This is a genomic window from Comamonas sediminis (genome assembly GCF_041107495.1).
In the GTDB taxonomy this organism is placed as follows: Bacteria; Pseudomonadota; Gammaproteobacteria; order Burkholderiales; family Burkholderiaceae_C; genus Comamonas; species Comamonas sediminis.
This window is the reverse complement of record NZ_JBGBDC010000007.1, coordinates 191,912-217,291: the sequence shown is the minus strand read 5'-3', so window position 1 is coordinate 217,291 and position 25,380 is coordinate 191,912. Positions and strand designations below refer to the sequence as shown.

Annotated in this window: 21 protein-coding genes; 14 read left to right on the top strand and 7 right to left on the bottom strand. The window is 65.4% G+C overall.

What is annotated here, in order from left to right:
* Positions 1–12: 12 nt before the first annotated feature.
* The gene (trpB, locus tag AB7A72_RS16990) at positions 13–1,221 is read right to left on the bottom strand and encodes a tryptophan synthase subunit beta (RefSeq protein WP_369460657.1); all 1,209 of its coding nucleotides are present in this window, start codon (positions 1,219–1,221) and stop codon (positions 13–15) included.
* 90 nt (positions 1,222–1,311) lie between these two features.
* Here trpB and AB7A72_RS16985 point away from each other — a divergent pair, with 90 nt between their 5' ends.
* The 3 genes from AB7A72_RS16985 to AB7A72_RS16975 all read left to right on the top strand — a co-directional run bounded on the left by AB7A72_RS16985 (position 1,312) and on the right by AB7A72_RS16975 (position 4,968).
* Complete coding sequence (locus tag AB7A72_RS16985) at positions 1,312–2,841, top strand: DUF2868 domain-containing protein (RefSeq protein WP_369460656.1); 1,530 nt, start codon at positions 1,312–1,314, stop codon at positions 2,839–2,841.
* 13 nt (positions 2,842–2,854) lie between these two features.
* Positions 2,855–4,459, top strand: coding sequence for a DUF3482 domain-containing protein (locus tag AB7A72_RS16980; RefSeq protein WP_369460655.1), 1,605 nt, complete (start codon positions 2,855–2,857; stop codon positions 4,457–4,459).
* A gap of 143 nt (positions 4,460–4,602) precedes the next feature.
* On the top strand, positions 4,603–4,968 hold the full coding sequence (locus AB7A72_RS16975; RefSeq protein WP_369460654.1) for a signal protein: 366 nt from the start codon (positions 4,603–4,605) through the stop codon (positions 4,966–4,968).
* 49 nt (positions 4,969–5,017) lie between these two features.
* On the opposite strand, the gene AB7A72_RS16970 is transcribed toward AB7A72_RS16975, so the two are convergent.
* Both AB7A72_RS16970 and AB7A72_RS16965 read right to left on the bottom strand, forming a co-directional pair.
* Positions 5,018–6,919, bottom strand: a complete 1,902-nt coding sequence (locus AB7A72_RS16970) for an ABC transporter permease (RefSeq protein WP_369460653.1) — start codon at positions 6,917–6,919, stop codon at positions 5,018–5,020.
* A gap of 111 nt (positions 6,920–7,030) precedes the next feature.
* Positions 7,031–8,245 (bottom strand): ABC transporter substrate-binding protein, encoded by a 1,215-nt coding sequence (locus tag AB7A72_RS16965; protein WP_369460652.1) that lies wholly within the window; start codon positions 8,243–8,245, stop codon positions 7,031–7,033.
* 297 nt (positions 8,246–8,542) lie between these two features.
* On the opposite strand from AB7A72_RS16965, the gene AB7A72_RS16960 reads away from it, so the two are divergent.
* The 8 genes from AB7A72_RS16960 to AB7A72_RS16925 all read left to right on the top strand — a co-directional run bounded on the left by AB7A72_RS16960 (position 8,543) and on the right by AB7A72_RS16925 (position 18,089).
* Positions 8,543–9,973 carry an FAD-binding oxidoreductase gene (locus tag AB7A72_RS16960; RefSeq protein WP_369460651.1) on the top strand — a complete coding sequence of 477 codons (1,431 nt, stop codon included), beginning with the start codon at positions 8,543–8,545 and terminating at the stop codon, positions 9,971–9,973.
* 50 nt (positions 9,974–10,023) lie between these two features.
* Positions 10,024–11,100, top strand: a complete 1,077-nt coding sequence (locus AB7A72_RS16955) for an ABC transporter substrate-binding protein (RefSeq protein WP_239810176.1) — start codon at positions 10,024–10,026, stop codon at positions 11,098–11,100.
* 113 nt (positions 11,101–11,213) lie between these two features.
* Positions 11,214–12,308: an ABC transporter ATP-binding protein gene (locus tag AB7A72_RS16950; RefSeq protein ID WP_312414134.1), complete on the top strand. Its 1,095-nt coding sequence runs from the start codon at positions 11,214–11,216 to the stop codon at positions 12,306–12,308.
* Positions 12,305–14,068 (top strand): ABC transporter permease subunit, encoded by a 1,764-nt coding sequence (locus tag AB7A72_RS16945; RefSeq protein ID WP_239810174.1) that lies wholly within the window; start codon positions 12,305–12,307, stop codon positions 14,066–14,068. Before AB7A72_RS16950 ends, AB7A72_RS16945 begins: the two co-directional genes overlap by 4 nt.
* A gap of 6 nt (positions 14,069–14,074) precedes the next feature.
* Positions 14,075–14,989: a 4-hydroxy-tetrahydrodipicolinate synthase gene (gene dapA / locus AB7A72_RS16940; protein ID WP_369460650.1), complete on the top strand. Its 915-nt coding sequence runs from the start codon at positions 14,075–14,077 to the stop codon at positions 14,987–14,989.
* Between the two features lie 13 nt (positions 14,990–15,002).
* Positions 15,003–16,139 (top strand): alpha-hydroxy acid oxidase, encoded by a 1,137-nt coding sequence (locus AB7A72_RS16935; RefSeq protein WP_369460649.1) that lies wholly within the window; start codon positions 15,003–15,005, stop codon positions 16,137–16,139.
* Between the two features lie 29 nt (positions 16,140–16,168).
* Positions 16,169–16,993, top strand: a complete 825-nt coding sequence (locus AB7A72_RS16930; RefSeq protein ID WP_312414140.1) for an IclR family transcriptional regulator — start codon at positions 16,169–16,171, stop codon at positions 16,991–16,993.
* A gap of 322 nt (positions 16,994–17,315) precedes the next feature.
* Positions 17,316–18,089, top strand: a complete 774-nt coding sequence (locus AB7A72_RS16925; RefSeq protein WP_239810170.1) for a ferredoxin--NADP reductase — start codon at positions 17,316–17,318, stop codon at positions 18,087–18,089.
* Positions 18,090–18,153: 64 nt separating this feature from the next.
* Here the strand turns inward: AB7A72_RS16925 and AB7A72_RS16920 are convergent, their stop codons facing one another.
* Complete coding sequence (locus AB7A72_RS16920) at positions 18,154–18,681, bottom strand: flavin reductase family protein (protein WP_312461871.1); 528 nt, start codon at positions 18,679–18,681, stop codon at positions 18,154–18,156.
* A gap of 156 nt (positions 18,682–18,837) precedes the next feature.
* Between AB7A72_RS16920 and AB7A72_RS16915 the strand changes: the two genes are divergently transcribed.
* Complete coding sequence (locus tag AB7A72_RS16915) at positions 18,838–19,647, top strand: alpha/beta fold hydrolase (RefSeq protein WP_239810168.1); 810 nt, start codon at positions 18,838–18,840, stop codon at positions 19,645–19,647.
* A gap of 241 nt (positions 19,648–19,888) precedes the next feature.
* The gene (locus tag AB7A72_RS16910) at positions 19,889–20,989 is read left to right on the top strand and encodes a branched-chain amino acid aminotransferase (RefSeq protein WP_239810167.1); all 1,101 of its coding nucleotides are present in this window, start codon (positions 19,889–19,891) and stop codon (positions 20,987–20,989) included.
* Positions 20,990–21,056: 67 nt separating this feature from the next.
* Here the strand turns inward: AB7A72_RS16910 and AB7A72_RS16905 are convergent, their stop codons facing one another.
* On the bottom strand, positions 21,057–22,424 hold the full coding sequence (locus AB7A72_RS16905; RefSeq protein ID WP_369460648.1) for a D-amino acid dehydrogenase: 1,368 nt from the start codon (positions 22,422–22,424) through the stop codon (positions 21,057–21,059).
* 54 nt (positions 22,425–22,478) lie between these two features.
* On the opposite strand from AB7A72_RS16905, the gene AB7A72_RS16900 reads away from it, so the two are divergent.
* Positions 22,479–23,423 (top strand): LysR family transcriptional regulator ArgP, encoded by a 945-nt coding sequence (locus AB7A72_RS16900; protein ID WP_230773667.1) that lies wholly within the window; start codon positions 22,479–22,481, stop codon positions 23,421–23,423.
* A 197-nt stretch (positions 23,424–23,620) separates the two neighbouring features.
* On the opposite strand, the gene AB7A72_RS16895 is transcribed toward AB7A72_RS16900, so the two are convergent.
* Together AB7A72_RS16895 and AB7A72_RS16890 are read right to left on the bottom strand one after the other, a co-directional pair.
* Positions 23,621–24,043 (bottom strand): universal stress protein, encoded by a 423-nt coding sequence (locus AB7A72_RS16895; protein ID WP_369460647.1) that lies wholly within the window; start codon positions 24,041–24,043, stop codon positions 23,621–23,623.
* A gap of 458 nt (positions 24,044–24,501) precedes the next feature.
* Positions 24,502–25,347: a metallophosphoesterase gene (locus AB7A72_RS16890; protein ID WP_369460646.1), complete on the bottom strand. Its 846-nt coding sequence runs from the start codon at positions 25,345–25,347 to the stop codon at positions 24,502–24,504.
* Positions 25,348–25,380: the final 33 nt, after the last annotated feature.

Genomic DNA, 25,380 nt, shown 5'->3' with positions numbered 1-25,380 from the left:
CGCTGTGCCCGCTCAGAGCCCCAGCTTCCTGGCCACGTAATCGGCGTCCTTGTCGCCCCGGCCCGAGAGGTTGACGAGGATGTTCAAGCCCTTGTCCAGCTGGGGCGCGATGCGCATGGCCCATGCGACGGCATGGGCGCTTTCCAGCGCCGGGATGATGCCCTCGACCCGCGACAGGGTCATGAAGGCATCGAGGCAGGCCTGGTCGTCCACCGCCTGGTAGTCGACCCGGCCCAGGTCCTTGAGGTAGCTGTGCTGCGGGCCCACACCGGGGTAGTCCAGGCCCGAGGCGATGGAATGCACGGCCGCAGGGCTGCCATCGGCGTTCTCCAGCACATAGCATTTCATGCCATGGATGGCACCGGGCTTGCCCACCGACAAGGTCGCGGCATGCTTGCCCGGCTGGTCCACGCCCTCGCCCGCCGGCTCCACACCGACCAGCTTGACACCGGCATCGGCCAGGAAGGCGCTGAAGATGCCCATCGCATTGGAGCCGCCGCCCACGCAGGCCGCGACATAGTCGGGCAGCTTGCCATGGCGGGTCTGGAACTGCTCGCGCGCCTCGCGCCCGACGATGGACTGGAAGTCGCGCACCATCTTCGGAAACGGGTGCGGGCCCACCACTGAGCCGATCGCATAGAGGTAGTTCGTCGGGTCCTTGAGGTATTCCTCAAACGCGCTGTCGACGGCCTCCTTCAACGTCGCCTGGCCAAAGGTCACCGGCACCAGCTTGCAGCCCAGGATGCGCATCTTGGTGACGTTGGGGTGCTCCTTCTCGATATCGACCTGGCCCATGTGGATCTCGCAGGGGATGCCCACCAGCGCGCAGGCCGTTGCCAAGGCCACGCCATGCTGGCCGGCGCCGGTCTCGGCGATCACCTTGGTCTTGCCCATGAACTTGGCCAGCAGCGCCTCGCCCAGGCAGTGGTTGATCTTGTGTGCGCCGGTGTGGTTGAGGTCTTCGCGCTTGAGGTGGATCTGCGCGCCGCCCAGCTGCTGCGACAGGCGCCGGGCATGGAAGATGGGGCTGGGGCGGCCCACATAGTCCTGGAACAGGTGCTGGAGCTCGTCCTGAAAATCCTGGCGTTGCACGATCTGCTCGTAGGCCTCGGCGATATCGTCCATCGCCTTTTTCAGATGCGGGGGCACCAGCTGGCCGCCGTAGTCACCAAAGAAACCGTTGGCATCGGGCATCTCGGCAAAGTTCATCATTGTTGTCATCTGTGGTGTCTCTGTGAACGCAAAGCTTCGTTGATACCACAGCGTCCCCGGCTACAGCTTGCAGGTTTTCCCGGTGCCACAATAGCTGCCATGAAAGCTGACGCCGTTCGTGACATCGCCCTGGCCCATGCCATCGAAACCTCGCCGCCCCATGAGGCCCTGCCCAGCGCTGCGCGCTGCGAGGCCATCACGCAGGAGGTGCTGCACACCTTGGGCAAGCCCGCCTTGGGTGGCAAGGCCGGCCAGGCCGCCTTTGCCCAGTTTTTGCAGCTGCGCGCCCAGCGCATCATCCAGGCCAGCCAGTTGCCCGCCGATGTGCGCCAGCTGTGGCAGCATGCCCCGGGCCTGGCGCGCTGGACGCCGCTGGCCATCGGCCTGCTGGCGCTGTGCCTGGGCTTTGCGAGCCACCGCATCACCGATCCGCACCGGGTCGATCTGCTGTCGCTGTCGCTGATGGGCATCGTGCTGTGGAACCTGCTGATGTATGCGGTGTTGCTGGTGCGCAGCATGGTGGGCCTGGCGCGGCGCCAGCCCGCCCGGGTGGCGCTCTGGGAGCCGGCCCAGCTGCCCGCTGGCAGCCAAGACACACCCACCGCAACCGCCGACGAACACCCCGGCTGGCTGGCACGCCTGCGCGGCAAGGCCATGCCCGCGCTGCGCGGCAGCGGACTGCGCAAGATGGCGCTGCGCTTTGAGCGCAACTGGTGGCAGGCCAGCGAAGGCGTGCGCAACGCCCAGTGGCTGCAGTGGCTGCACCTGGGCGCGGCGCTGGTGGCAGCTGGCGCACTGGCCTCGCTGTGGCTTACCGGCCTGACCAAGGAATACCAGGTCGGCTGGGAGAGCACCTTCCTGTCGGCCGCGCAGGTGCAGCACTGGCTCAACATCCTGTTTGCCCCCACCCAGTGGCTGCGATGGACAACGCCGTGGAGCCTGGCCGACATCCAGGCGCTGCAAGGCTGGGTGACCAGCAGCATGCCGGCACAGTACCAATCGGCAGCGGCCCAGGCGCCGCAGCCCGGTGTGCTCAGCGCGCCGGTCACCTATGTGGGCGAGCGCTGGGTCTGGGCCTATACCGCCTTGCTGGGCGCCACCGTAGTGGTACCGCGTTTGCTGCTGGCCCTGTGGCAGGGGCTGCGTGCACGCTGGCGCCGCCAGCACCTGCAGCTGCCGCTGAACCAGGCCTACTTTGCCCGCCTGCAGCGCGACTTTGGCGGCCTGGCCACGCGCCTGGTGCTGCTGCCTTTCAGCATCGATGTGACGCCTGAGCGCCGCGCGGCGATCGGCCACCATGCGATCAGCCTCTATGGCGCAGGCGCCCATGTGGACTGGCTGCCCACCCTGGCCTATGGCGCGGCGCTGCCCGGTATCGATGTGCCCGCAGGCGCGCAGGCGGTGGTGCTGGTCAGCCTGTCGGCCACGCCCGAGGCCGAGGTACATGGCGAGCTGCTCACCCAGCTGCACAACCGCCACGGCGCCAACGGCCAGCTCTGGCTCTGGGGCAGCGATTTTGCCGCCCGCAATGCCGGCGCCCCCCGCCGCCTGCAGGAGCGCGAAGCGCTGTGGCAGGAGTTTGCCCGCCAGCATGGCATCCATGCCCAGCTGATCACCACCGGCACCTGACGAGATCCGCACGATGACCGAGACCACGAACGACCTCCAGCATTCCGCCGCACTGGCACCCGATGCCGCCGGTGCCGGCGACCAGTCGATTGCCTGGTGCCTGCTGTCGCACACCAACATCGGCAAGACCACCCTGGCCCGCACCCTGGTGGCCGAGGACATTGGCGAAGTGCAGGATGCCGCCCATGTCACCAGCCAATCGCAGCGCTATCTGCTGCAGCGCACCGAGCAAGGCGACGAACTATGGCTCTGGGACACGCCGGGCTTTGGCGATTCGGTACGGCTCTACAACCGCCTGAAGCAGCAGGGCAACCCGCTGGGCTGGTTTCTGTCGAACGTCTGGGACCGCTGGCGCGACAAGCCCTTCTACATGAGCCAGCGCGCGTTGCAGGCTGCACGCGACCATGCCGATGTGATGCTCTACCTGGTCAATGCCGCCGAAGACCCGGCCGACGCCGGTTACTGGGCCAGCGAGATGTGCATCCTGCAGTGGATGGAAAAGCCGGTGCTGGTGCTGCTCAACCAAATTGGCAGCGACACCAGCGCAGCGCAGACCGCCGCCGACCTGCAGCGCTGGCGCACCGCGACGGCCGAGTTTGCCGGCACCGTCCGCTCGGTGCAGGTGCTCGACGCCTTTACCCGCAGCTGGTGGCATGAAAAGCAGGTGATGCAGTCCATCGCACCGCTGCTGCCCGATGCCAAACAGCCCGCCTACCAGCGCCTGCTGCAGACCCGCGCCGCGCGCCAGCAGCAGCGCGAAGCGGCCAGCTTGAAGGCCCTGGCCGAGCAATTGCTGCTGGCGGCCACCGCGCAGGAGACCGTGCAGGCCAGCGACAACAAGCTCTGGCAGCGCGCCTGGAACAAGGTCAGCGGCTCGGTCGCGCAGGCGATCCGGGGCAGCGGTGCTGAGGGCGCCGAACTCAGCCCCGAGCAGACTGCTGCGATGCAACGGCTGACCCAGGCGCTGCAGCAGGCCGACCTGGCCAGCACCCAGGCGCTGCTGGAGCTGCACCAGCTCGATGGCCAGGCGGCCAGCCAGCTCCAGCAGCAGCTCAAGGACCACCTGAAAACCAGCACACCGCTGGACCCGCAGACGGCCAGCCTCTGGGGTGCGCTGACAGCCGGCGCAGCCACAGGCTTGGGGGCCGACATGGTCGCCGGCGGCATGACGCTGGGCGCCGGTGCGCTGGTGGGTGCACTCGTGGGCGCCGTCACCTTTGCCGGTGCCGCCTGGAGCGCGAACAAGATGTTCGACCAGCAGGCCCAGCGCTTTCACCTGTCCCCCGAGTACCTCAGTGCCTTGACCGGGCAGTTGCTGCTCAAATACCTGGTGATCTCGCACTTTGGCCGGGGACGCGGGCGCTACACCAGCCCCAGCGCGCCGGCGCAGTGGAGCGAGGCGGTGCAGGCTGCCGTGCAGCACCGCGCCACACAGTGGCAGCAGCTATGGAAGGCGCTGGGCAGCCGGGCGCCCGACGCCGCCTTGAGCGACAAGGCGCGCGCCGCCCACTTGCAGGCGCTGCAGCTGCAGCTGGGTGAATGCCTGCACGAGGCGCTGGACCGCCTCTACCCCGGCATGGATCGACCGGCAGCCAGTGCTGATACAAAAACTCAATAAAAACAACAAATTACAAAATAACCAACGATATAAAACTTCAATTCGCATTGACCCGCTTGTTTTTTGCACACGCCCGCCGCAGCATGGAGATGCCATGGCCCCGCAGGCCTGGCACCCGACCAACATAAAGACAGGAGAGTTTTATGCGCAACACCTGGAAAGCCTGGATCAGCGGTATCGCGCTGTGCGGCACGGCGGCCGTCTTTGCCCAAACACCGGCAGCAGGCACGGCTCCGGCCGCCAAACCGGCACCCGCCGCCAAGGCCGCGCCAGCGGCCCCCGCTGCTGCTGCAGCAGCGCCTGCAGCGGCGGCAGACAAAACCAAGACCAAGACCCCCGCCCCAGGCGGCGGCGCCGGCAAGGTCTGGGCCAATACCAATTCCAAGATCTACCACTGCCAAGGCGACCGCTACTACGGCACCACCAAGCAAGGCGAGTACATGACCCTGGCAGATGCCAAGGCCAAGGGCATCCAGCCCGCCAAGGGCAGCAAGGCCTGCAACAGCTGATCAGGCCCGCTCCAACACACTCCACCCCGCGCACCTTGGCGGGGTTTTTTTAGGCTCCGCGCCGCTGCAGCAGCCACTGCCACCAGCGCTTGCCGTAACCGGCAATGCCCTGCGGGAACAGCAAGACCAGCAACAGAATCACCGCGCCCAGCGTGGCACGCCAGTAGTCGGTGTTGCGCGCCACGGCATCGTGCAGCCAGGTAAAGCTGAAGGCGCCCAGAATCGGGCCAACCAAGGTCTGCACACCGCCGAGCAGCACCATGACTAGGCCATCGACCGACTTGGCCACCGACATGGTCTCCGGCGAGATGCTGCCCTTGGAGAACGCGAACAAGGCACCCGCCAGCCCGGCCACCGAGGCGGCCAGCACAAAGCCCATCCACTGCACTTTGGCTACCGCAATGCCGATGGCCTCGGCGCGCAGCGGCGCATCGCGGCTGGCGCGCAGCGCATAGCCCAGCGGGGCATACAGCACCCGCCACAGCGCCAGCACGCCGGCGGTGGCCAGCAGCAGGGTCAGCAGGTAGAACCAGCGCTTGTCCTCCAGCCAGGCAGCGGGCCAGACACCGGTCAGGCCATTGCTGCCGCCGGTGACCGAATCCCACTGGAAGGTGGTGGCCCAGATGATCTGCGCAAAGGCCAGGGTCAGCATCGAGAAATACACACCCGTTAGCCGCACCGCAAACCAGCCGGTCAGCACGCCGCCTAAGGCCGCCAGCAGCGGCGCCAGCAACAGTGCCCACAGCATCGGCAGGCCGGCCGCGTTCAGCAGCAGCGCTGCGCCATAGGCGCCCAGGCCAAAGAAGGCCGCATGGCCAAAGGAGTGCAGGCCGGCCGGCCCCATCAGGAAATGCAGGCTGGCGGCAAACAGCGCGGCAATGACCAGGTCCACCACCAGCACCAGGGTGTAGGACTGCGCATCCACCGCCCAGGGCAGTGCCAGCAGGGCCAGCAGCACCGCGGCGCCCGCGGCCTTCAAAGCGGGCGGCGGCGCACGCAGCGGTTGCTCGCGCAGGCCTTGGCTGCGGCTGGCCGCCTGCGGTTGGCCCAGCAGGCCCCAGGGGCGCAGCACCAGCACCACGGCCATCACCAGAAAATCAGCAACCAGGGTGAGCTGCGGAAACGCGATCTCGATGCCGGCGATCTGCACCACGCCGAGCCAGATGCACAGCGCCTTGACGGTGGACACCAGCAGGGCCGCGACAAAGGCACCGGTGAGCGAGCCCATGCCGCCGACGACCACGACGACAAAGGCCGAGCCGATAGTCTGCAGATCGAGCTCCAACGTGGCGGGCTCGCGCGGCAGTTGCAGCGCGCCGCCCAGCCCGGCCAAGCCGGCGCCAAGCGCAAATACGGCCGTGAACAGCCAGGCCTGGCGCACGCCCAGCGCGCCGACCATTTCGCGGTCCTGCGTGGCGGCGCGCACCAGCATGCCAAAGCGGCTGCGGTGCAGCAGCAGCCAGGTGGCGCCCAGTACCAGCGGGCCGACCGCGATCAGGAACAGGTCATAGCTCGGAAAGGCGCGGCCCAGGATATCGACCGCACCGCCCAGCCCCGGCGCGCGCGGGCCCAGTAGCTCATCAGGCCCGCACAGCCAGAGCACCGCATCCTTGATCACCAGCACCAGCGCAAAAGTGGCGAGCAGCTGGAACAACTCAGGCGCCTTGTAGATGCGGCGCAGCAGCAGCACCTCGACCAGGCCGCCCAGCAGCCCGACGGCGATGGCCGACAGCGGCAGCGACAGCCAGAAACCCCAGCCGCCCCCTAGAGGCGCCATGGCCTCGGCCAGCGCATAGGCTGCATACAGGCCCACCATGTAGAAGGAGCCGTGCGCAAAGTTGACGATGCGGCAAACCCCAAAAATCAGCGACAGCCCGGCGGCCACCAGGAACAGCGACGAGGCGCCGGCCAGGCCGTTGAGCAGTTGTACCAGCAGACCGGAAAAACTCATGCGGCATCCTGCGCTTGTGGCCATGCCTGGCCGCCATGCCGCTCCCGCCAAACGGGCAGCGCCGCCCGCAGGCTGGCGGCGCGTGCGGGGGCCAGGCAGCGTTCCATCACCTTATTGCGGGCGCATCTTGCGCACTTCGTCGTCGCTGGGCAGGTAGTCCTTGCCGTCGCGGTAGACATAGTCCACCAGCTCGCCCTTGCCACCCACGTTCTTGAGCTTGCCCACATAGGCGCCCATGGTGGACTGGTGGTCCTGCGCGCGCCAGGTGATCGGGCCAAAGGGCGACTCCACCTGCAGGCCTTCAAAGGCCTTGATCAGCGCCTCGGTATCGGTGCTGCCGGCCTTCCTGATGCCCTCGGCCAGCGACTTGATGCCGGCATAGCCGACGACCGAGCCCTGGCGCGGGTAGTCCTTGTACTTCGCCTGGTAGGCGTCAAAAAAGGCCTTGTGCTCGGGGGTCTTCAGGCTGTGCACCGGGTAGCCGGTGACGACCCAGCCATTGGGCGTTTCGGCCTTCAGGGTATCGAGGTACTCGGGCTCGCCGCTCAGCACGCTGACGACATCCCGCCCCTTGAACAGGCCGCGCGTATTGCCTTCGCGCACAAACTTGGTCAGGTCGGTGGCAAACAGCACGTTGAAGATCGCATCGGGCTTGGCATCGGCCAGCGCCTGCACAACGCTGCCGGCATCGACCTTGCCCAGCACCGTGGCCTGCTCGGTGACGAACTCCACATCCGGCTGCGCTGCCTTCATTTTGGCCTTGAAGGTGGCAACCGAGGACTGGCCGTATTCGTAGTTGGGGTAGACGAGAGCCCAGCGCTTTTTCTTGAGCTTGAGTGCCTCTTCAACCAGCATCGACACCTGCATGTAGGTGGAGGGGCGCAGGCGGAAGGTGTAGGCATTGCCATTGCTCCAGACCATCTTGTCCGTCAGCGGCTCGGTGGCGAGGTAGAAGAACTTGCGCTGCTTGGCAAAGTCGGTCAGCGCCATGCCGGTGTTCGACAGAAAACCGCCGGCCAGCACATCGACCTTTTCACGCGCAATCAGCTCCTCGGCCACACGCACCGTATCGCCCGGGTTGGCGTTGTCGTCGCGGGTGATCAGCTCGAGCTTCCTGCCATTCACGCCGCCCGCGCGGTTGACCTCGTCCACCGCCAGCTCCATGCCCCGCTTGTAGGGCTCCAGAAACGCGGGCTGGTTCTTGTAGCTGTTGATCTCACCGATCTTGATCACACCGGCCGCCTGGGCAGCCGAGGCCCCCAGACCAGCGAGCACCAAGGCGCTGGCAGTGCGCGACAACAGAGGGGTGCGGGCAGAAATACGCATGCAAAAGTCTCCAGGTGAGACCGGCCTCGCAGCGGAGGCAGGCGCTGATATTCAGGCCGCTATTGTGACGGCTTCCGCGCGCTGCCCGCAGCCGGGGCGGCAAAGGGCTGTCTGCACATGGATGCCAACGCAGTTTTGACCGCATGGTGCGACAGGTTTTGCGGCAGGCTGGGCGGCGTATGCTGCGATGTATTAATTGCTATTCGATCACATGTATTCGTATTTCATCTAATACTAATCTTATTAAGAATTAGCCATCATCGAGTCCTCTCCTCCAGACTTTGGACCCGTGGGCATATGGCATTGATTCAGACCTTCATCGCGTTGCTTGGTGATAGCGCAGTTCTCCGCAGCCAGCAGGACCTGGCCGGCCATGTGACCGACTGGCGCGGGCGCTACCAGGGCCAGGCCCAGTGCGTTGTGTTCCCGTCGACGACGGCGCAGGTGGCTGAGGTGGTCAAGCTCTGCCATGCCGCGCAGGTGCCGGTGGTGGCCCAGGGCGGCAACACCAGCCTCTGCGAAGGCGCGATTCCGCGCGCGGACTTGCCCGAGACCGTGGTCATCAACCTGGGCCGCATGCGCCAGGTGCGTGCGGTCGATCCGGCCAACAACTCCATGGTGGTCGATGCGGGCTGCGTGCTGCAGACCGTGCAGGAGACCGCCCGCAGCCATGGCCGGCTCTACCCGGTGAGCCTGGGCGCCGAAGGCTCCTGCCAGATCGGCGGCAACATTGCGACCAATGCCGGCGGCACGGGCGTGCTGCGCTATGGCAATACCCGCGAGAACGTGCTGGGCCTCGAAGTGGTGCTGCCCGATGGCCGCATCTGGGAAGGGCTCTACGGCCTGCGCAAGAACAACACCGGTTTCGATCTCAAGCATTTGTTCATCGGCTCCGAAGGCAGCTTGGGCATCATCACCGGCGCCACGCTGAAGCTGCACCCGCTGCCCACGGCGCGAGCGATGGCCTGGCTGGCAGTGGAGTCGCCCCAGGCAGCCATAGCCATGCTGGCCCGCTTCCAGAGCCGCTGCAGCGCCTCGCTGTCGGCCTTTGAGATGCTCAACGATGTGCAGCTGAACATTGTGCTGAACCATGTGGCCGACCGCCGCGCGCCGCTGAGCCCCAGCTACCCCTGGCATGTGCTGGTGGAGCTGACCGATACCTGCGACGAGGCCTTGCTGTCCGCTGCGCTGGAAGAGACCCTGTCGGCCGCCGCCGAAGAGGGCATGCTGCTGGATGCGGCCATCGCCACCAACGGCAAGCAGCAGGCCGACTGGTGGGAGGTGCGCCACAGCGTCTCCGAAGGCAACAAGAAGGCCGGCATCGGCATCAACACCGACCCGGCCGTGCCGCTGTCGGCCATCCCCGCGTTCATCAGCCAGGCCACGGCTGCCGCGCACCGCATCGTGCCGGGCGCGCCCATCATCATCGTCGCCCACCTGGGCGACGGCAATGTGCACTTCATCCCGCAGATGCAGTTTGCGCAGTGGCAGGCGCTCACGCCCGCCGAGCAGGACCAGCTCTCGCACCGCGTCAAGCAGGCCGTCAACGAAGTGGCCTGCGCGCTGGCAGGCACTTTCAGCGCCGAGCATGGCATCGGCCAGGTGCTGACCGACGAGATGGCGCTGTTCAAGCCCGCCGTCGAGTTGGACTTGATGCATGCCATCAAGCGCGCCATCGATCCGCAGCAGCGCTTCAACCCCGGGCGCCTGCTGCCGCCCGCTCCCTGACCCCCTCCCTCCCTTGACTTCCCCTGCCTCTTCCTTCGAAAGGACACTTTATGACTGAGATCACTACCTCCCGTCGCACCGCACTGAAGGCGGCTGTGGCTGGCGCAGGCCTGATTGCTGCACCTGCCGTACTGCGCTATGCCCGTGCCACGTCCAAGCGTATCGTGGTGCGTGATGACGGCGGTATCTACACCAAGGCCTATGGCGCGGTGTACTACAAGCCATTCACGCAGAAGACCGGCATCGAAGTGGTGGGGGTGCAGGCAACGGCCGAGCCCGTGGCGCAGATCCGCAGCATGGTCGAGACCAAGAACTACACCTGGGACATGGCCAAGATCAGCCAGCCCGCGATCCTGCTGCTGACCGAAGGCGGCAAGGTACTGCTGGAAAAGCATGGCCTGGAGAACGATCCCTTCGTCAAGACCATCCCGGCCCAGTACATGTCGCCCTACGGCGTGGGCACCAATGTCTACAGCACCGTGCTGGCCTACCGCGAAGAGGCTTTCAAGGGCCGCGCCGCGCCCAAGTCCTGGGCCGATTTCTGGAACGTCAAGGACTTCCCCGGCCGCCGTGGCATCCGCAAGCACCCGTTCGACACGCTGGAGCAGGCCGCGATGGCCTCGGGCGTGCCGGCCGCGCAGCTGTACCCGCTGGATCTGGACCGCGCCTTCAAGGCCCTCGATGCGATCAAGCCCAAGATCGACGTCTGGTGGAACTCCGGTGCCCAGGTCGAGCAGATGCTCAAGTCCGGCGAAGTGGACATGATCGCCACCTGGGTGTCGCGCCCGCAGTCGGCCAATGCCGATGGCGCCAAGATCGGCATCGTCTGGAACCAGAACATCTGGGGCGTGGACAGCTGGTCGATCCTGGCGGGCACGCCCAATGCCGACGCCTGCCGCGAGTTCATCAAGTTCGCGTCCGAGCCCCAGCGCATGGGCTCGCTCAGCCAGTACTTTGCCGCCGGCGTGACCCAGCCCGAGGCCTTCAAGTACATCAAGCCCGAGCTGGCCAAGGACTCGCCCACCTATCCCGACAACATCAAGAACGGCGTGCAGATCGATGCCAAGTACTGGGTGGCCAACCAGGCTGCGGTGATCGAGAAGTTCAACGGATGGGTGCTGAAGTAAGCACTGCCCGCCACTGATGACGAACCGTGCGGAGCGGCGGCACAACACGCCAGCCTCCGCACAGGCACCCCCAGGTTCATTCGTTGCACCGCGGTGCAATGGAGTCCATTGAAATGAAGAACATAAAACTGTCGATTGCGGGTCTGACCAAGCGCTACGGCTCCTTTGTCGCGCTGCACCCCACCAACCTGGAAGTGCCTGAGGGCGAGTTCCTGACCCTGCTGGGCCCTTCGGGCTCGGGCAAGACCACCTTGCTGAGCATGATCGCCGGCCTGTCCGTGCCCGATGGCGGCCAGCTGCTGATCAACGGCAAGGACGTAACCTATGGCGCGCCCTATGAGCGCGACATCGGCATGGTGTTCCAGAACTATGCGCTGTTCCCGCACATGACGATTGCCGAGAACATCGCCTTTCCGCTGAAGATGCGCAAGCTCGACCGTGCCACCGCGATGAAGCGCGCACTGGAGGCGCTGGAGCTGGTGCACCTGCCCCATGTGGCGCAGCGTTTTCCGAAGGAGCTATCGGGCGGGCAGCAGCAGCGCATTGCGCTGGCGCGCTGCCTGGTCTACAAGCCGTCCATCGTGCTGATGGACGAGCCCCTGGGCGCGCTGGACAAGAAGCTGCGCGAGCACATGCAGCTGGAGATCAAGCGCATCCACCGCGAGGCCGGCACCACCATCGTCTATGTGACCCACGACCAGGAAGAGGCGATGACCATGTCGGACCGCATCTGCCTGATGAACGGCGGCCGCATCGAGCAGCTGGGCTCGCCGGCGGACCTGTACTTCCGACCGCGCACACCGTTTGTGGCCGATTTTCTGGGTGAGAGCAATCTGTTCAAGGGCACCGTGGTGTCCAGCCAGGGTGGCCAGGCCCGCGTGGCCTTGAACGGCACCAACACCGAACTGCTGGCATCGGCCGACCAGCCGCTGACCACCGGCGCCAAGGTCTGCGTGATGGTGCGCCCGCAAAACATGGCGGCCGCTGCAGCGGCCCAGGGCGCCAGCGAACGCTTCAGCGGCCAGCTGCTCGACACGATGATCACCGGCAGCCTCACCAAGCTCTACCTGAAGGCGCCTGCCCTCAGCAGCGAGCCAGTGGTGCTGTCCTTCCCGACCTCCATCGCCAAGCATGACCATGCGCTGGGCAGCACCGTGGACTTTGGCTGGTCCAGCAGCGATGCCGTCGCCGTTCCGGAGCCCGCATGAACAGCGCCGCCACCCCCCGCGCGGCCTGGGTAAGGCCGCTGATGATGGCCGCACCGCTGGTCATGCTGTTTCTGGTGCTGCTGGTCTACCCGGTCGGCCAGTTGCTGCTGCTGAGCATCTACAGCGATGGCAGCTTCAAGTGGAACAACTACAGCCAGCTGTTCAGCTCCTCGGTCTACCTGGACACGATGTGGATCACGTTGAAGATCTCGCTGGTCACGGCGCTGCTGTCCATCATCGGCGGCTACCCGATTGCCTATCTGGTCTCGTCCTTGCAAAAGGACAAGAAGAGCCGCTGGGTGTTCTGGATTCTGCTGTCCTTCTGGACCAGCTTTCTGGTGCGCGCCTTTGCCTGGATCGTGGTGCTGGGCCGCAATGGCCTGGCCAACCAGCTGCTGCTGGCGCTGGGCCTGCAGGATGCGCCCTCCAACATGCTCTACAGCTTTGGCGCCGTGCTGGTGGGCATGGTCCATGCGCTGATGCCGCTGGCCGTGCTGACCATGCTGTCGGTGATGGAGAACATTGACCGCAACCTGCCGCGCGCGGCGCTCACCCTGGGTGCGCGCCCGGGCACCGCGTTCTGGCGCGTGTACTTTCCGCTGTCCATGCCCGGTGTGGCAGCGGGCGCCATCATGGTGTTTGTCACCGCCGTGGGCTTCTTCATCGTGCCCCAGCTGCTGGGTGGCCGCAAGGAGACCATGATCACCCAGCTCATCATCGAGCAGGTGATGCAGGTGATGAACTGGGGCTTTGCCGGCGCCATCTCTGTGCTGCTGCTGATCGTGGTGCTGATCGTGTTTGCGGTCTATGACAAGGTGCTGGGCCTGTCGACGATGACGGGCGCGCAGTCCGACAAGAGCAACCACAGCAGCGGCTTCATGCGCCAGCTGTCCGAGACGGTGCTGGGCCTGCTGGGCAGCATCAGCGACCGCCTGATTGCGCTGGTGCCCCGCTCGCGCAAACGCGATCTGCAGCAAGGCGATTCGTTCGTGCTGCGCGCCAGCGTGGTGGCGCTGCTGGTGTTCCTGAGCGTGCCTGCGCTGCTGATGATCCCGATCTCGTTTGCCGACAAATCGGGCCTGAACTGGCCGCCCCAGGGCTTCACCCTGCAGCACTACCAGGACATGCTGGCCTCGCCGCTGTGGATCAACGCCACGGTGCGCAGCTTTGTCGTGGGCTTTTTTGCCGCGCTGGCGGCGATGGCCGTGGGCACGCCGGTGGCCTTTCTGCTGGTGCGCAGCCAGATGCGCGGCAAGGCCTTGCTGCTGGCCTTTGTGCTGTCGCCGCTGATCATCCCCCGCATGATCATTGCCGTAGGCATGTTCTATTTCTTCTCCAAGGTGGGCCTGGTGGGCACCTCGCTGGGTCTGGTGCTGGGGCATACCGTCATCGCCATCCCCTATGTGGTGATGACCATGATGGCCGTGCTGCGCAACTATGACACGCGCCTGGACATGGCCGCCCAGAGCCTGGGCGCCCGCCCCTGGCAGACCCTGCGCTATGTGACCTTCCCGATCATTGCCGCCGGCCTGACCTCGTCCTTCCTGTTTGCCTTTGCCACCTCGTTTGACGAGCTGACCATCTCGCTGTTTGCCTCCGGTGGCCTGAGCTCCACCCTGCCCAAGCAGTTCTGGGATGAAGTGACCCTGCAGATCTCGCCGGTGATCGCCGCCGTCTCGACCTGCCTGTTCGCCTTCATCGGCATTTTGATCACCTGTGCGGACTGGCTGCGTCGCCGCTCCGCCGCTTCTTTGAATTGATGAACCATGACTACACGTATCACCTCTGAGCAACTCCGCGGCATCTTCCCTGCACTGGCCACGCCGGTGACCGCCGACGGCCAGATCGACACCCAGGCCGTGCGCGCGCTGCTGGACCACCTGCAAGGCAGCGGCATCAGCGGCACCGTGCCGCTGGGCGGCACCGGCGAATATGGCGCGCTGTCGCGCACCGAGCGCCCCCGCATGGTCGCTGCCGTGCGCGAGCACCAATCCGCTGACCTGCCGGTGCTGGCTGGCGTGCTCGACCCCGGCTACCACGACGCCATTGCCTCCGGCCAGGCGCTGGCCGATGCGGGCGCAGACGCGCTGATGGTGCTGACGCCCTACTACACCACGCCGTCGCAGCAGGGCATTCGCGACTACTTCCTGCGCTATGCGGATGCGTCGCCGCTGCCGGTGGTGATCTACGAGATCCCTTACCGCACCCGCATCTCCATCGCGCCCGAAGTGCTGCATGAGCTCTCGCGCCACGAGAACATCATCGGCATGAAGGCCTGCAACACCGACATGTACCACTTCCTCAAGGTGGTCAAGGGCGTGGATGCCAGCTTTGCCGTGCTGAGCGGCGAGGACACCATCTTCCCCGCGCAGATGCTCTGCGGCGCCCAGGGCGGCATCATCGTGACGGCCAACCTGCTGCCCAAGACGTGGACCCGCATGTACGCACTGCTGACCAGCGGCCAGACCCAGGAAGCGCTGGCACTGCACCAGGAGCTGATCGGCCTGTTGGACCTGGCCTTTGCCGAGACCAACCCGGGCCCGATGAAGTCGGTCTGGGACCTGGTGGGCGTGCAGGCGCCGCACCTGCTGGCCCCGCTGGTCGATTGCAACCCCGAGCTGTCCGCCCGCCTGCGCCAGGTGCTGACGGCCCAGCTGCAGGCTGAGCACGCGCTGGCCTGAGCGAGCACCCGCCATGCTGCCTGCCATCAAAGACTACCGGGAGCTGGCGCGCCGGCGCCTGTCCCGCTTCGCTTTTGACTACCTCGAAGGCGGCGCGGAAGACGGCCGCAGCATGGCGCGCAACCTCGCCTCCTGGGGCGATGTCACCTTCTTGCCGCGCACAATGGTCGATGTCAGCCAGGTGGATACCCGCATCACCCTGTTTGGCCGCCAACAGGCGATGCCGGCCTTTGTCGGGCCCACCGGTCTGAACGGCCTGTACTGGCCCCAGGCCGAGCAGGTGCTGGCCCGCGCCGCGCATGCAGCTGGCCTGCCCTTTGTGATGTCGACGGCCTCCACATCCTTGCTGGAAGATGTGCGCGCCGCCAGCCCGGGCGATCTGTGGCTGCAGCTCTATGTGCAAAAGGACCGCCGCATCGCGCAGAGCATGATGGCCCGCGCGCAGGCAGCGGGCTTCAGCGCACTGATGCTGACGGTGGACACCATGGTGCATGGCAAGCGCGACCACGATGTGCGCAACGGCTTTCGCATGCCCGTGCCCTGGACGCCCCGGCTGCTGGCCGACCTGCTCAGCCACCCGCGCTGGTGCCTGCGCATGCTGCGCCAGGGCGGCTCGCCGCAGCTGGTCAACCTGGCACGCAGCGCCGGGGTCGAGAGCAATATCCAGAAGCAGGCCGCCGCGATGAGCCGCGAGATGGACATGGGCCTGCGCTGGGAAGACCTGGCCTGGGTGCGCCGCCACTGGAAGGGGCCCGTCATCGTCAAGGGCCTGCTCAGCGCGGATGATGCCCGGCGCGCGCTGCAGGCTGGCGCCGACGGCATCGTGGTCAGCAACCACGGCGGGCGGCAGCTGGAGTGCGCACCCGCACCGATGGCGCAATTGCCGCAGATTGCCGACGCGGTTCATGGCAAGATGCATATCTTTGTCGACGGCGGGGTGCGCCGCGGCAGCGACATCGCCAAAGCCCGGGCGCTGGGGGCCGATGCCGTCCTGCTGGGGCGTGCGCCGCTCTACGGACTGGCCGCACGCGGCCCCCAGGGCGTGGCCGAGGTTCTGGAGATACTGCGCACCGAGTTCGAGACGACCCTCAGACTGCTGGGCGCGCCGCAGGCCACAAGCCTGAACGCGACCTTCATGCAAGACCATTAGACAGTGACCCGAGACAGCCGCTTTTTACGATGCCTAAAAACACCCACAGCATTGCCGAGCCCGTAGCAAGCGTTGAACCCTCCGCCCGTGAATCCTCATTGTTCGTGGGCTCCCTGGCCAAGGCCTTTCAGGTGCTGGAAGCCTTTCGCGACACCCACCGCGAGATGTCGCTGGCCGAGATTGCCCGGGCCGCCCAGCTCGACCGCAGCGCCACCCAGCGCATTGTTTTCACATTGGAGAACCTGCGCTACATCCGCCGCCTGCCCGGCTCCAACCAGTACACACTCGCGCCCGAGGTGCTGCGCCTGTCGTACAACTACCTGCGCTCGCAACGCATCGTCGAGCGGGCCTATCCCTACCTGATCGAGATGACCCACACCCTGGGCGAGACCTCGAACCTGCAGGAGATGGATGGCAACGAGGTGGTCTTCATCGCCAAGGTGCCGGGCCGCTACATCTACAACTCGGACTTTGCCGTGGGCTCGCGCCTGCCTGCGGCCTATACCGCATCGGGACGCGCGATGATGGCCAAGCTGCCGGTGGACGAGCGCCTGCGCCTGATCGGATCGACGCCGCTGGTCAAGATCACCGCCCAGACCATGACCGACCCCGAAGAGCTGCTGCGCCGCATCGAAGACGCCGAGCGCGACGGCTATGCAATCGTGCAGAACCAGACCGTGGTGGGCGATATCTCGGTGGCTGCCGCCATCACCGGCCGGGGCGGTGTGCCCATTGGCGCGATCACCATCTCGGCCCCCTCCACGCGCTGGGGCACGGCCAAGGCCGAGGCCGAGCTGCTGCCCCATGTGCTGCTGGCGGCGACCTCGATTTCCAACATCCTGGATAACTTCTAGGGATGCTCTGCAAAACCCTCGCCAAGCGGGATGGACGCGGATCGGGATGAGACGCAAGGCGTCTTTTGCAGTCAATAGCCGTAGCTATTGGCAAGGAAGACAACGCAGCGGATCGCCCGAGCCCGCGTTCAGAACACGGCAGGGAGTTTTGCAGAGGGTCCCTAGGCCGTGGGTCTCATTGCGATAGACCGAAAATAGGCACTGGTTCACCGAAAAACCCCGTTCACAACGCGCCGATATGTCCATATGACGTTTAAGTTGTATGAATAGTGAACAATAGCGTTTATAGATATACACAAGACTAACTGAGTACTGCACTGCTATGAGCGCCTTTCTCGAAGAACGTGTCCTGTCTGTTCACCACTGGACCGATCGTTTGTTCTCCTTCACGACCACCCGTGATCCCGCGCTGCGTTTCTCCAGCGGCCACTTCACGATGATCGGCCTGAAGGTCGACGGCAAGAACCTGCTGCGCGCCTATTCCATCGCCAGCCCCAACTACGAAGAGCACCTGGAGTTCCTGTCGATCAAGGTCGATGACGGTCCGCTCACCAGCAAGCTCCAGCACATCCAGGTGGGTGACACCATCATCGTCGGCAAGAAGCCCACGGGCACCTTGCTGGTCGACTACCTGCTGCCTGGCAAGAACCTGTACCTGATCGGCACCGGCACCGGCCTGGCGCCGTGGCTGTCGGTGGCGCGCGACCCCGAGACCTATGATCACTTTGAAAAGGTCGTCGTCGTGCACGGCGTGCGTCAAGTCCAGGAACTGGCCTACCAGAAGCTGCTGGAAGAAGAGCTGCCCAACCATGAGTTCCTCGGCGAAATTGTCAAGGACAAGCTGGTGTACTACCCCACGGTGACGCGCGAGCCTTTCCGCAACCAGGGCCGTATCTCCAACCAGATCACCGCCGGCACTTTCCCGCAGAACATCGGCCTGCCCGAACTGAACCCGGACACCGACCGCGTGATGCTCTGCGGCAGCCCCGCGATGCTCGCCGAGCTCAAGGAACTGCTGGAGGCCAGGGGCTTCAAGGAAGGCAATACCTCGACGCCAGGCGACTTTGTGGTGGAACGCGCCTTCGTTGAGAAGTAAGCAGCGCCCCGCCCAATGAAAAACGACCCTCGGGTCGTTTTTTGTTGCCTGCAGCGCGGGCGGCTCAGATCAGTTGTTCGGTATAGAAATTGCCGCCGTGGTAGAGCAGCGGCGGCACGCCCGCCACATGCTGGCAGTGCGCCACCTCGCCGACGAGGATCACATGGTCGCCCGCATCATGGTGGGGGCCGTTGCGGCACTCAAAACTGGCAATGGCGCCGGCCAGCAGCGGCACGCCGGTGACGCCCATCTCAAACTCCACGCCCGCCCAGCGGTCAATGCCCTTGCGGCTGAACTGCAAGGCCAACTCCTTCTGGTGCGCGCCCATCACATTGATCGCGTAGTGGCTGGCGGTCTCGAACACCGGCATCGAGCTGGCCGTCTTCATCAGGCTCCACAGCACCAGCGGCGGCGTGAGCGATGCGGAATTGAAGGAGCTGATCGTCAACCCGACCTTGTTGCCATCGGGCGCCAGCGCCGTCACCACGGCCACCCCGGTGGCGAACTGGCCCAGCGCATTGCGAAACTCACGTTCGGAAAACGAGGCAGAAGCGGGTGATTGCAGGTGTTCAGGAGGCAGGGAGCGGTTCACGGGGCAGGCAGACGGCAGGGGGCAGAAGCCATGCCGTCAAAAGCATGGATAAGGGCCATTATCGGCCAGCAGGCGAGGCCCCTGCGGGCGTAGGTGCTTGAAAACAAGGCAGACGGGCCGCATCTGCGAGGGAAACACTCGGCGAGAAGCACACCTATGTCCCTGATTCCCAATTTTGCGATGCTTGGCAGCGGCCCGACGGTGCTGATGCTCCACGATGCCGACACCGACCATCTGGGCTTTGCCCCGCAGGTGGAGTTGCTCGCCAGCCAGGGCTACCGCGCCATCGCCTGGGACATGCCCGGCTACCATGCCAACCCACCGCCCTATGGCGGCTACAGCCTGAAGGCGCTGGCTGCCACGGCGGACGGCCTGCTCGAAGCGCTGAAGATTGGCCGCGCCCATATTGTCGGCCATGGCATGGGCGCCATGGTGGCCGCCGAGCTGGCTTTGCGCCACCCCACCCGCGTGCGCAGCCTGACCCTGGTGGCCGGCGGCCCGGCACTGGAGGCCGACAGCCAGCAGCACTGGGTGCAGACGCGCCAGCAACTGCTGGCCCAGTGCCAGCAGCAGGCCAGCACCGAGCCGGTGCAGATGCAGCGTTTTGCCGAGCTGCTGGTGCAGCTGCAATCGGGCCAGCAGGCCTTGCCCGAAGGCCTGCAGCTGGCGCGCCATGCGATCACCCAGATCCAGCCGCTGGCCTATGGCCGCATGCTGGAGATGCTGGCCGGCCCCAGCACCCTGGCCGAGCGCCTGCCCCACCTCAGCCAGCGCTGCCTGCTGGTGAGCGGCGGCCAGGATGTGTGCATGCCGCCCCAGCGCATGCAGGCGCTGGCAGACCTGCTGCCCCAGGCCCGGCACGAGAGCCTGGAAGGCGTTGGCCACTGGCCCCAGCTGGAGAGCCCGGATGCCTTCGAAGGCCTGCTGCTCGACTTTCTGGCGACCCAGCGCGCCACGGTTCACTAGGAAAAACCCGTAAGCCGGCCGCCTGCGATGGCCGTTTGCCTCTGCAGGTGGTTGACTCGCCATGCTGGCAATGCAGCCTGCTTGGCGCCGCCGGGGCAAAAAACTGGCATGCTATGGGGTTTGGCGTGCAGCCCGCCACTTTGTCCTGGAGCCTCTCCAGGCTGGCGGACGGCCACCATGACCGGCAGCGGCTCCCCCACAGAACGCTGCTGTCCCTGTTGCCAACTGAAGGATTAGTCCCGTGTCCCCCTCTTCCCTGAGCTTTGCCGTCACCCCATCGAGCCAGCCACGCAGCGTCCAAGAGCGCGCCAAGATTCTCGACAACCCGGGTTTTGGTCTGCACTTCACCGACCACATGGTCTCGGTGCACTGGGACAAAGAGGGCGGCTGGCGCGATGCGGCCGTGACCCCCTATGGCCCGATTGCGCTGGACCCCGCTGCCGCCGTGCTGCACTACGGCCAGGAAATCTTTGAAGGCATCAAGGCCTACCGCCATGCGGACGGCTCGGTCTGGACCTTCCGCCCCCAAGCCAATGCCGAGCGCCTGCAGCGCTCCGCCCGCCGCCTGGCCCTGCCCGAGCTGCCGGTCGACATCTTTGTGGAATCGCTCAAGCAGATCATCGCTGTGGACAAGGACTGGGTGCCCAGCGGCAACGAAGCCAGCCTGTACCTGCGCCCGTTCATGATCGGTGACGAAGTCTTCCTGGGCGTGCGCAGCGCCCACAAGGCCACCTACTACGTGATCGCCTGCCCCGCAGGCCCCTACTTTGCCAAGGGCGTGGCGCCCGTGGCGATCTGGCTGTCCACCGACTTTGCCCGCGCGGCCAAGGGCGGCACCGGCGCTGCCAAGTGCGGCGGCAACTATGCCGCTTCGCTTCTGCCCCAGCAGCAAGCCCAGGACAACGGCTGCTCGCAGGTGCTGTTCCTCGACCCGGCCGAGGGCAAGTACCTCGAGGAGCTGGGCGGCATGAACGTGTTCCTGGTCTACGGCAAGCAAAACAAGCTGGTCACGCCTGCGCTGTCGGGCAGCATTCTGGAAGGCATCACCCGCGACTCGCTGCTGCAACTGGCGCGCGACCGTGGCATGGTGGTCGAAGAGCGCAAGATCGCCGTTGACGAGTGGAAGCAAGGCGTGGCTTCCGGTGAGATCACCGAAGTGTTTGCCTGCGGTACCGCTGCCGTTATCACCCCCATCGGCCAGCTCAAGGGCGAAGGCTTCTCGGTGGGCGACCTGTCGGCACCGGCTGGCGAAGTCACGATGGCGCTGCGCAAGGAGCTGACCGACATCCAGTACGGCCGCGCCCCGGACCGCCACGGCTGGCTGGTGCGTCTGGACGCCTGATCCCTTCCCGATAAACGCCAAAAGGGCCGCACCGTGTGCGGCCCTTTTTCATGGAGCGGTAAGCCCGTCAGGCTGCAACAGCGGCCCGGCTCCTGGCTTCGCTTTCAAAGCCGTAGAAACCAAATTGCATGTCCGGCATGCGGCCGCTCACCAGCTCGGCCATGGCCTTCCCGCTGCCGGCGCCATGGGTCCAGCCCAGGGTGCCATGACCGGCATTGATCCAGAGCTTGCCGATCTTGGTGCGGCCAATGAACGGGATATTCGTGGGGGTGGCAGGACGCAGGCCGGTCCAGAACTGCGGGTTGCCGCCCTGCTCGGGCAGGCGGGTATCGCAGACGCCGGGCATCAGCTCCTCGATGCGGCGCGCCAGCATGTGGCAGCGGGCCTTGGCCAGCGGGCTGTCCAGCGAGCTGTCAAAACCGTTGAGTTCGATGGTGCCGGCCACGCGCAGCTGGTTGCCCAGCCGGCTCATTGCCAGCTTGTTGCCGTCGTCGATGCAGCTGACAAAGGGCGCGGCCTCGGGCTTGAGGATCGGCAAGGTGGCGCTGTAGCCCTTGCCGGGGTAGATGGCGACGTTCAGGCCCACGGTACGCAGCAGCGGCGCGGTGTAGCTGCCGCAGGCGACGATGACGGCATCGCCCTGCAAGGTGCGTGGGCTGCTGTCTGAACCCGCTGCGGTGGCGCGCACGGTGACGGAATCGATCGCGCCGCCCGCCACATTCAGCCGCTCGACCCGGTGGTTGTAGAGAAACTGCACACCGCCCTGGGCACAGAGCTGGGCGAGCTTTTGCGTGAACACGCGGGCGTCGCCGCTCTCATCGCTCTCGGTAAAGGTGCCGCCCTTGATCTGCGCGGCATAGGGCTTGAAGGCGGGCTCGATCTTCAGAAACTCTTCGGTGCTGACCATGCGGCGGTTCACACCGTACTGGCGCATCAGATCGACGGCCATCTGTGCATCCTGCACCGCTTCGTCGCTGGTGAAGAAGTGGGCAATGCCGCGTTCGAGCCGGTTGAACTCGATGCCGGTCTGCGCCACCACGGCCTTCAACGCGCTGTGGCTGTAGGCACCGAGCGCGACGATCTGCTGCACATTGCGGGCAAAGGAGCGGTCATTGCACTCGGCCAGAAACTGGGTGAGCCAGCGCCATTGCTGCGGATCGGCATGGGGGCGCAGCAGCAGCGGTGCCTCCTTGTCGAACATCCACTTGAGCGCCTTGAGCGGGGCATGCTTGTTGGCCCAGGGCTCGCAGTAGCTCACCGAGATCTGCGCGGCATTGGCAAAGCTGGTCTCCAGCGCCGCGTCCGGTTGGCGGTCCACGACGGTGACGTCGTGGCCGAGTTGCAGCAAATGCCAGGCAGTGCTGGTGCCGATGATGCCGGCGCCGAGGATGATGACTTTCATGGCTCTCAGTGTCTGGCATCTTGGCTGTAACATAAAGTGCAATTAAACTTCTTCAGGATTCATCAGTTCTACTAATACTGGAGCCCCATGAGCAACCTGGACCCGGTCGCGCTGGAATGCCTGGCCGCCGTGATTGAAGAAGGCGGTTTCGAGAAGGCCGCTGTGCGACTGAATGTGACGCAATCGGCGGTCTCGCAGCGGCTGCGCGCGCTGGAGGCACAGATCGGCTCGGTGCTGGTGGTGCGCAGCCGTCCGCTGCGCCCGACCGCTGCGGGACAGTTGCTGCTCAAGCACACCCAGCAGCTGCGGCTGCTGCGCACCGACCTGGAGCAGGAGCTGCACAGCCTGCTGCCCCACGCCATGGGCCGCAGCGCGCATGACGAGGCCATCTCGATCGCCATCAATGCCGACAGCATTGCCACCTGGGCGCTGGATGCGCTGCAGGACATCGCGCTGCAGCAGCTGCCGCTGGAGATCATCACCGACGACCAGGACCACACGTTGGAGCTGCTGCGCACCGGGGAGGTGCTGGGCTGTGTCACGACGATGCCCAGAGCCTTGCGCGGCTGCCGCGTGACGGCGCTGGGCGCGATGCATTACATCGCCGTGGCCTCGCCCGCCTTCGCCGAGCAGCATGTGCCGCAGGGCATCAACCGCAGCAACTTCAAGCACCTGCCGTTTCTCAGCTACAACCGCAAGGACGACATGCAGCGCGTTTTTGTCGCCCGTGCGATGGGGCTCAAGACGGTGGGCCTGCACCAGCTCTACGTTCCCAACTCCGAAGCCCAGGTGCGCGCCGTGGCCGCCGGCTGGGGCGTGGGCGTGGTGCCCGAGTTGCTCGCCCGTCCCTACCTGGCCGATGGCCGCCTGGTCAATGTGGCCGAGGCCCAGGTGCTGCGCGTTGATCTGTTCTGGCACTGCTGGAACCTGCAGTCGGCCTTGCTCAGCGCGCTGAGCGATGCGATGGTGCACAGCGCCAAGGGCAGCCTGGCGCCGCCCACGGCCGCAGCCCGCGCCACCGTGAAGGCATAAACCGCGCCATAGTCAAGGCATAAAAAAACTGCCTGCACCCCAAAGGATGCAAGCAGTTTCCGGATGTACCCCTGTGTTCATTGCACCGGTGGTTCCATCCCTCCCTCATCAGTAAACACGGTCAATGGCGAAGTATCCACGCCCAGTATTGCTACACGGTGAATAGCGCATGACAGCACCGTCATCTGGCGGCCGGCTTATCGCACCAGCAGTACCGGCACCTTGCTCTCTGCCAGTACCTGGGTGGCCACCGAGCCCAGCACCAGCTTGGCCAGCGCGCCATGGCCCCGGGTGCCCATGATCAGCAGGTCATAGCCGCCGTTATCGGCCGTCTCCGCAATGGTCTGCGAAATGGGGCCCACAGCGCTCTCTGCCACGGCCTTCACCTGGTGGGCAGCCAGGAACTCCTGCACCGGCGCCAGCACCTTTTGCGCTTCTTCCGAGTGGTAGTCATCCACCAGCGCCTTGCCCAGGGCCTTGGCGGCCCGGGGCGGCAGCAGCGGCTGCACCGTGAGTGCCGTGTAATGGTGGTTGGAGGTCAGCCACTCTGCGTGCGCTGCCAGGTAATCCAGCATTTTTTGGGTGTAAGGGCTGCCGTCAACGGCCAACAAAATACGCATGCCTTAACTCCTTCAACAAGGGGTGAGGGACCCAACACCGGTGCCACGACCAACGCTGGACTGTGAGCTGGCAAAACCCGCATACCGGCACCGGCAACGCGCTTTACAGGCTTAAATCATGTGTATCAGCTTATAGATTCATCGTCAAACGCACATTGATGTGCATCAGGCTTGGCGAAAAATTTAAGTGAAAACCCTTGGTTTTGATCGAATATGCTAAGCACGCACCGGAGAAGAAAAGTCGACCGTAAATGTTTTGCTGCTGAAATGCGCCCAAATGACTGTTTTAGGGACGCGGTATGCAAAATGGAGATGAATAGGCGGGATATATGCGCCCGCTCAAGGCATAGCGGCGGCGCAGAGGCTAGTCAGCGCCAAGCACAAACCTTACCGTACCGATGTTGTGGAGCCGCGCGAGAAGTCGTGGCGCGCCGAGCAGTCCCTGAGAACCTGTCGCCTTACACCCGCACCAGGCAATGCGGGTTGAAGGTCTCCTGCTCGCCCTTGCGCGCATAGCCCAGCGGGTTGGCCACGACCCGGCATTGCCAGGGGCGGCCATCGCTGTGCTGGCCTTTGGCCAGATAGTCGCTGGGCGCATGCAGGTGGCCGTGGATCCAGAGGTCGGCATAGGGCAGCAGGTCATCCAGCACATTGCAAAAGCCGGCGGTGCCAGGGGTCAGCCCATAGCGCGGATCGGCGCTGCGCAGGCTGGGGGCGAAGTGGGTGATGACGACGGTCTTGCCGTCAAAGGGCTCGGCCAGTGCGGCGCGCAGCCATTGCTGGCAGCGCAGCGCTTCGTCGCGCATCTCGGCAGCCAGAAAGGGCTGGCCGTTGCGCACGGTCTGGGCCTTGGTCAGGTAGAAGTTGGCGGCCTTGAAGGCCTTCTCGCGCTGCTTCATCAGCGCGCCCAGCTCGGTCACGCCGTTGTGCAGCGCAATCGCGTCGTAGTCGGACCAGAGTGTGGTGCCGATGAAGCGCACGCCATCGATCACCAGGGTTTCGCAGTCCAGCATCGTGATACCCAGCTTGTTGCAGCTGGCGCGCAGGCGCTGCCGGGCCATGTCGAAATCCAGGTTGTCAAACTCATGGTTGCCGGGCACCAGGATCACCGGCTCGGGCCAGTGGCCGCCCGCCTGCTGCGGGCTGAACTGGCCCAGGCCAAAATCTGCATCGTCCAGCATCGATCCATTCTGGTAGGAGCCAATGTCGCCGGCCAGGATCAGCAGCTCGGCGCCGGGCGCGGGCTGGGCGCGGAAATGGGGATGGGTCTCCAGGTGCAGGTCGGACAGGATTTGCAGGTGCATGGTGGCCTAGCCTACCATGGGCTTTGGCGGCTT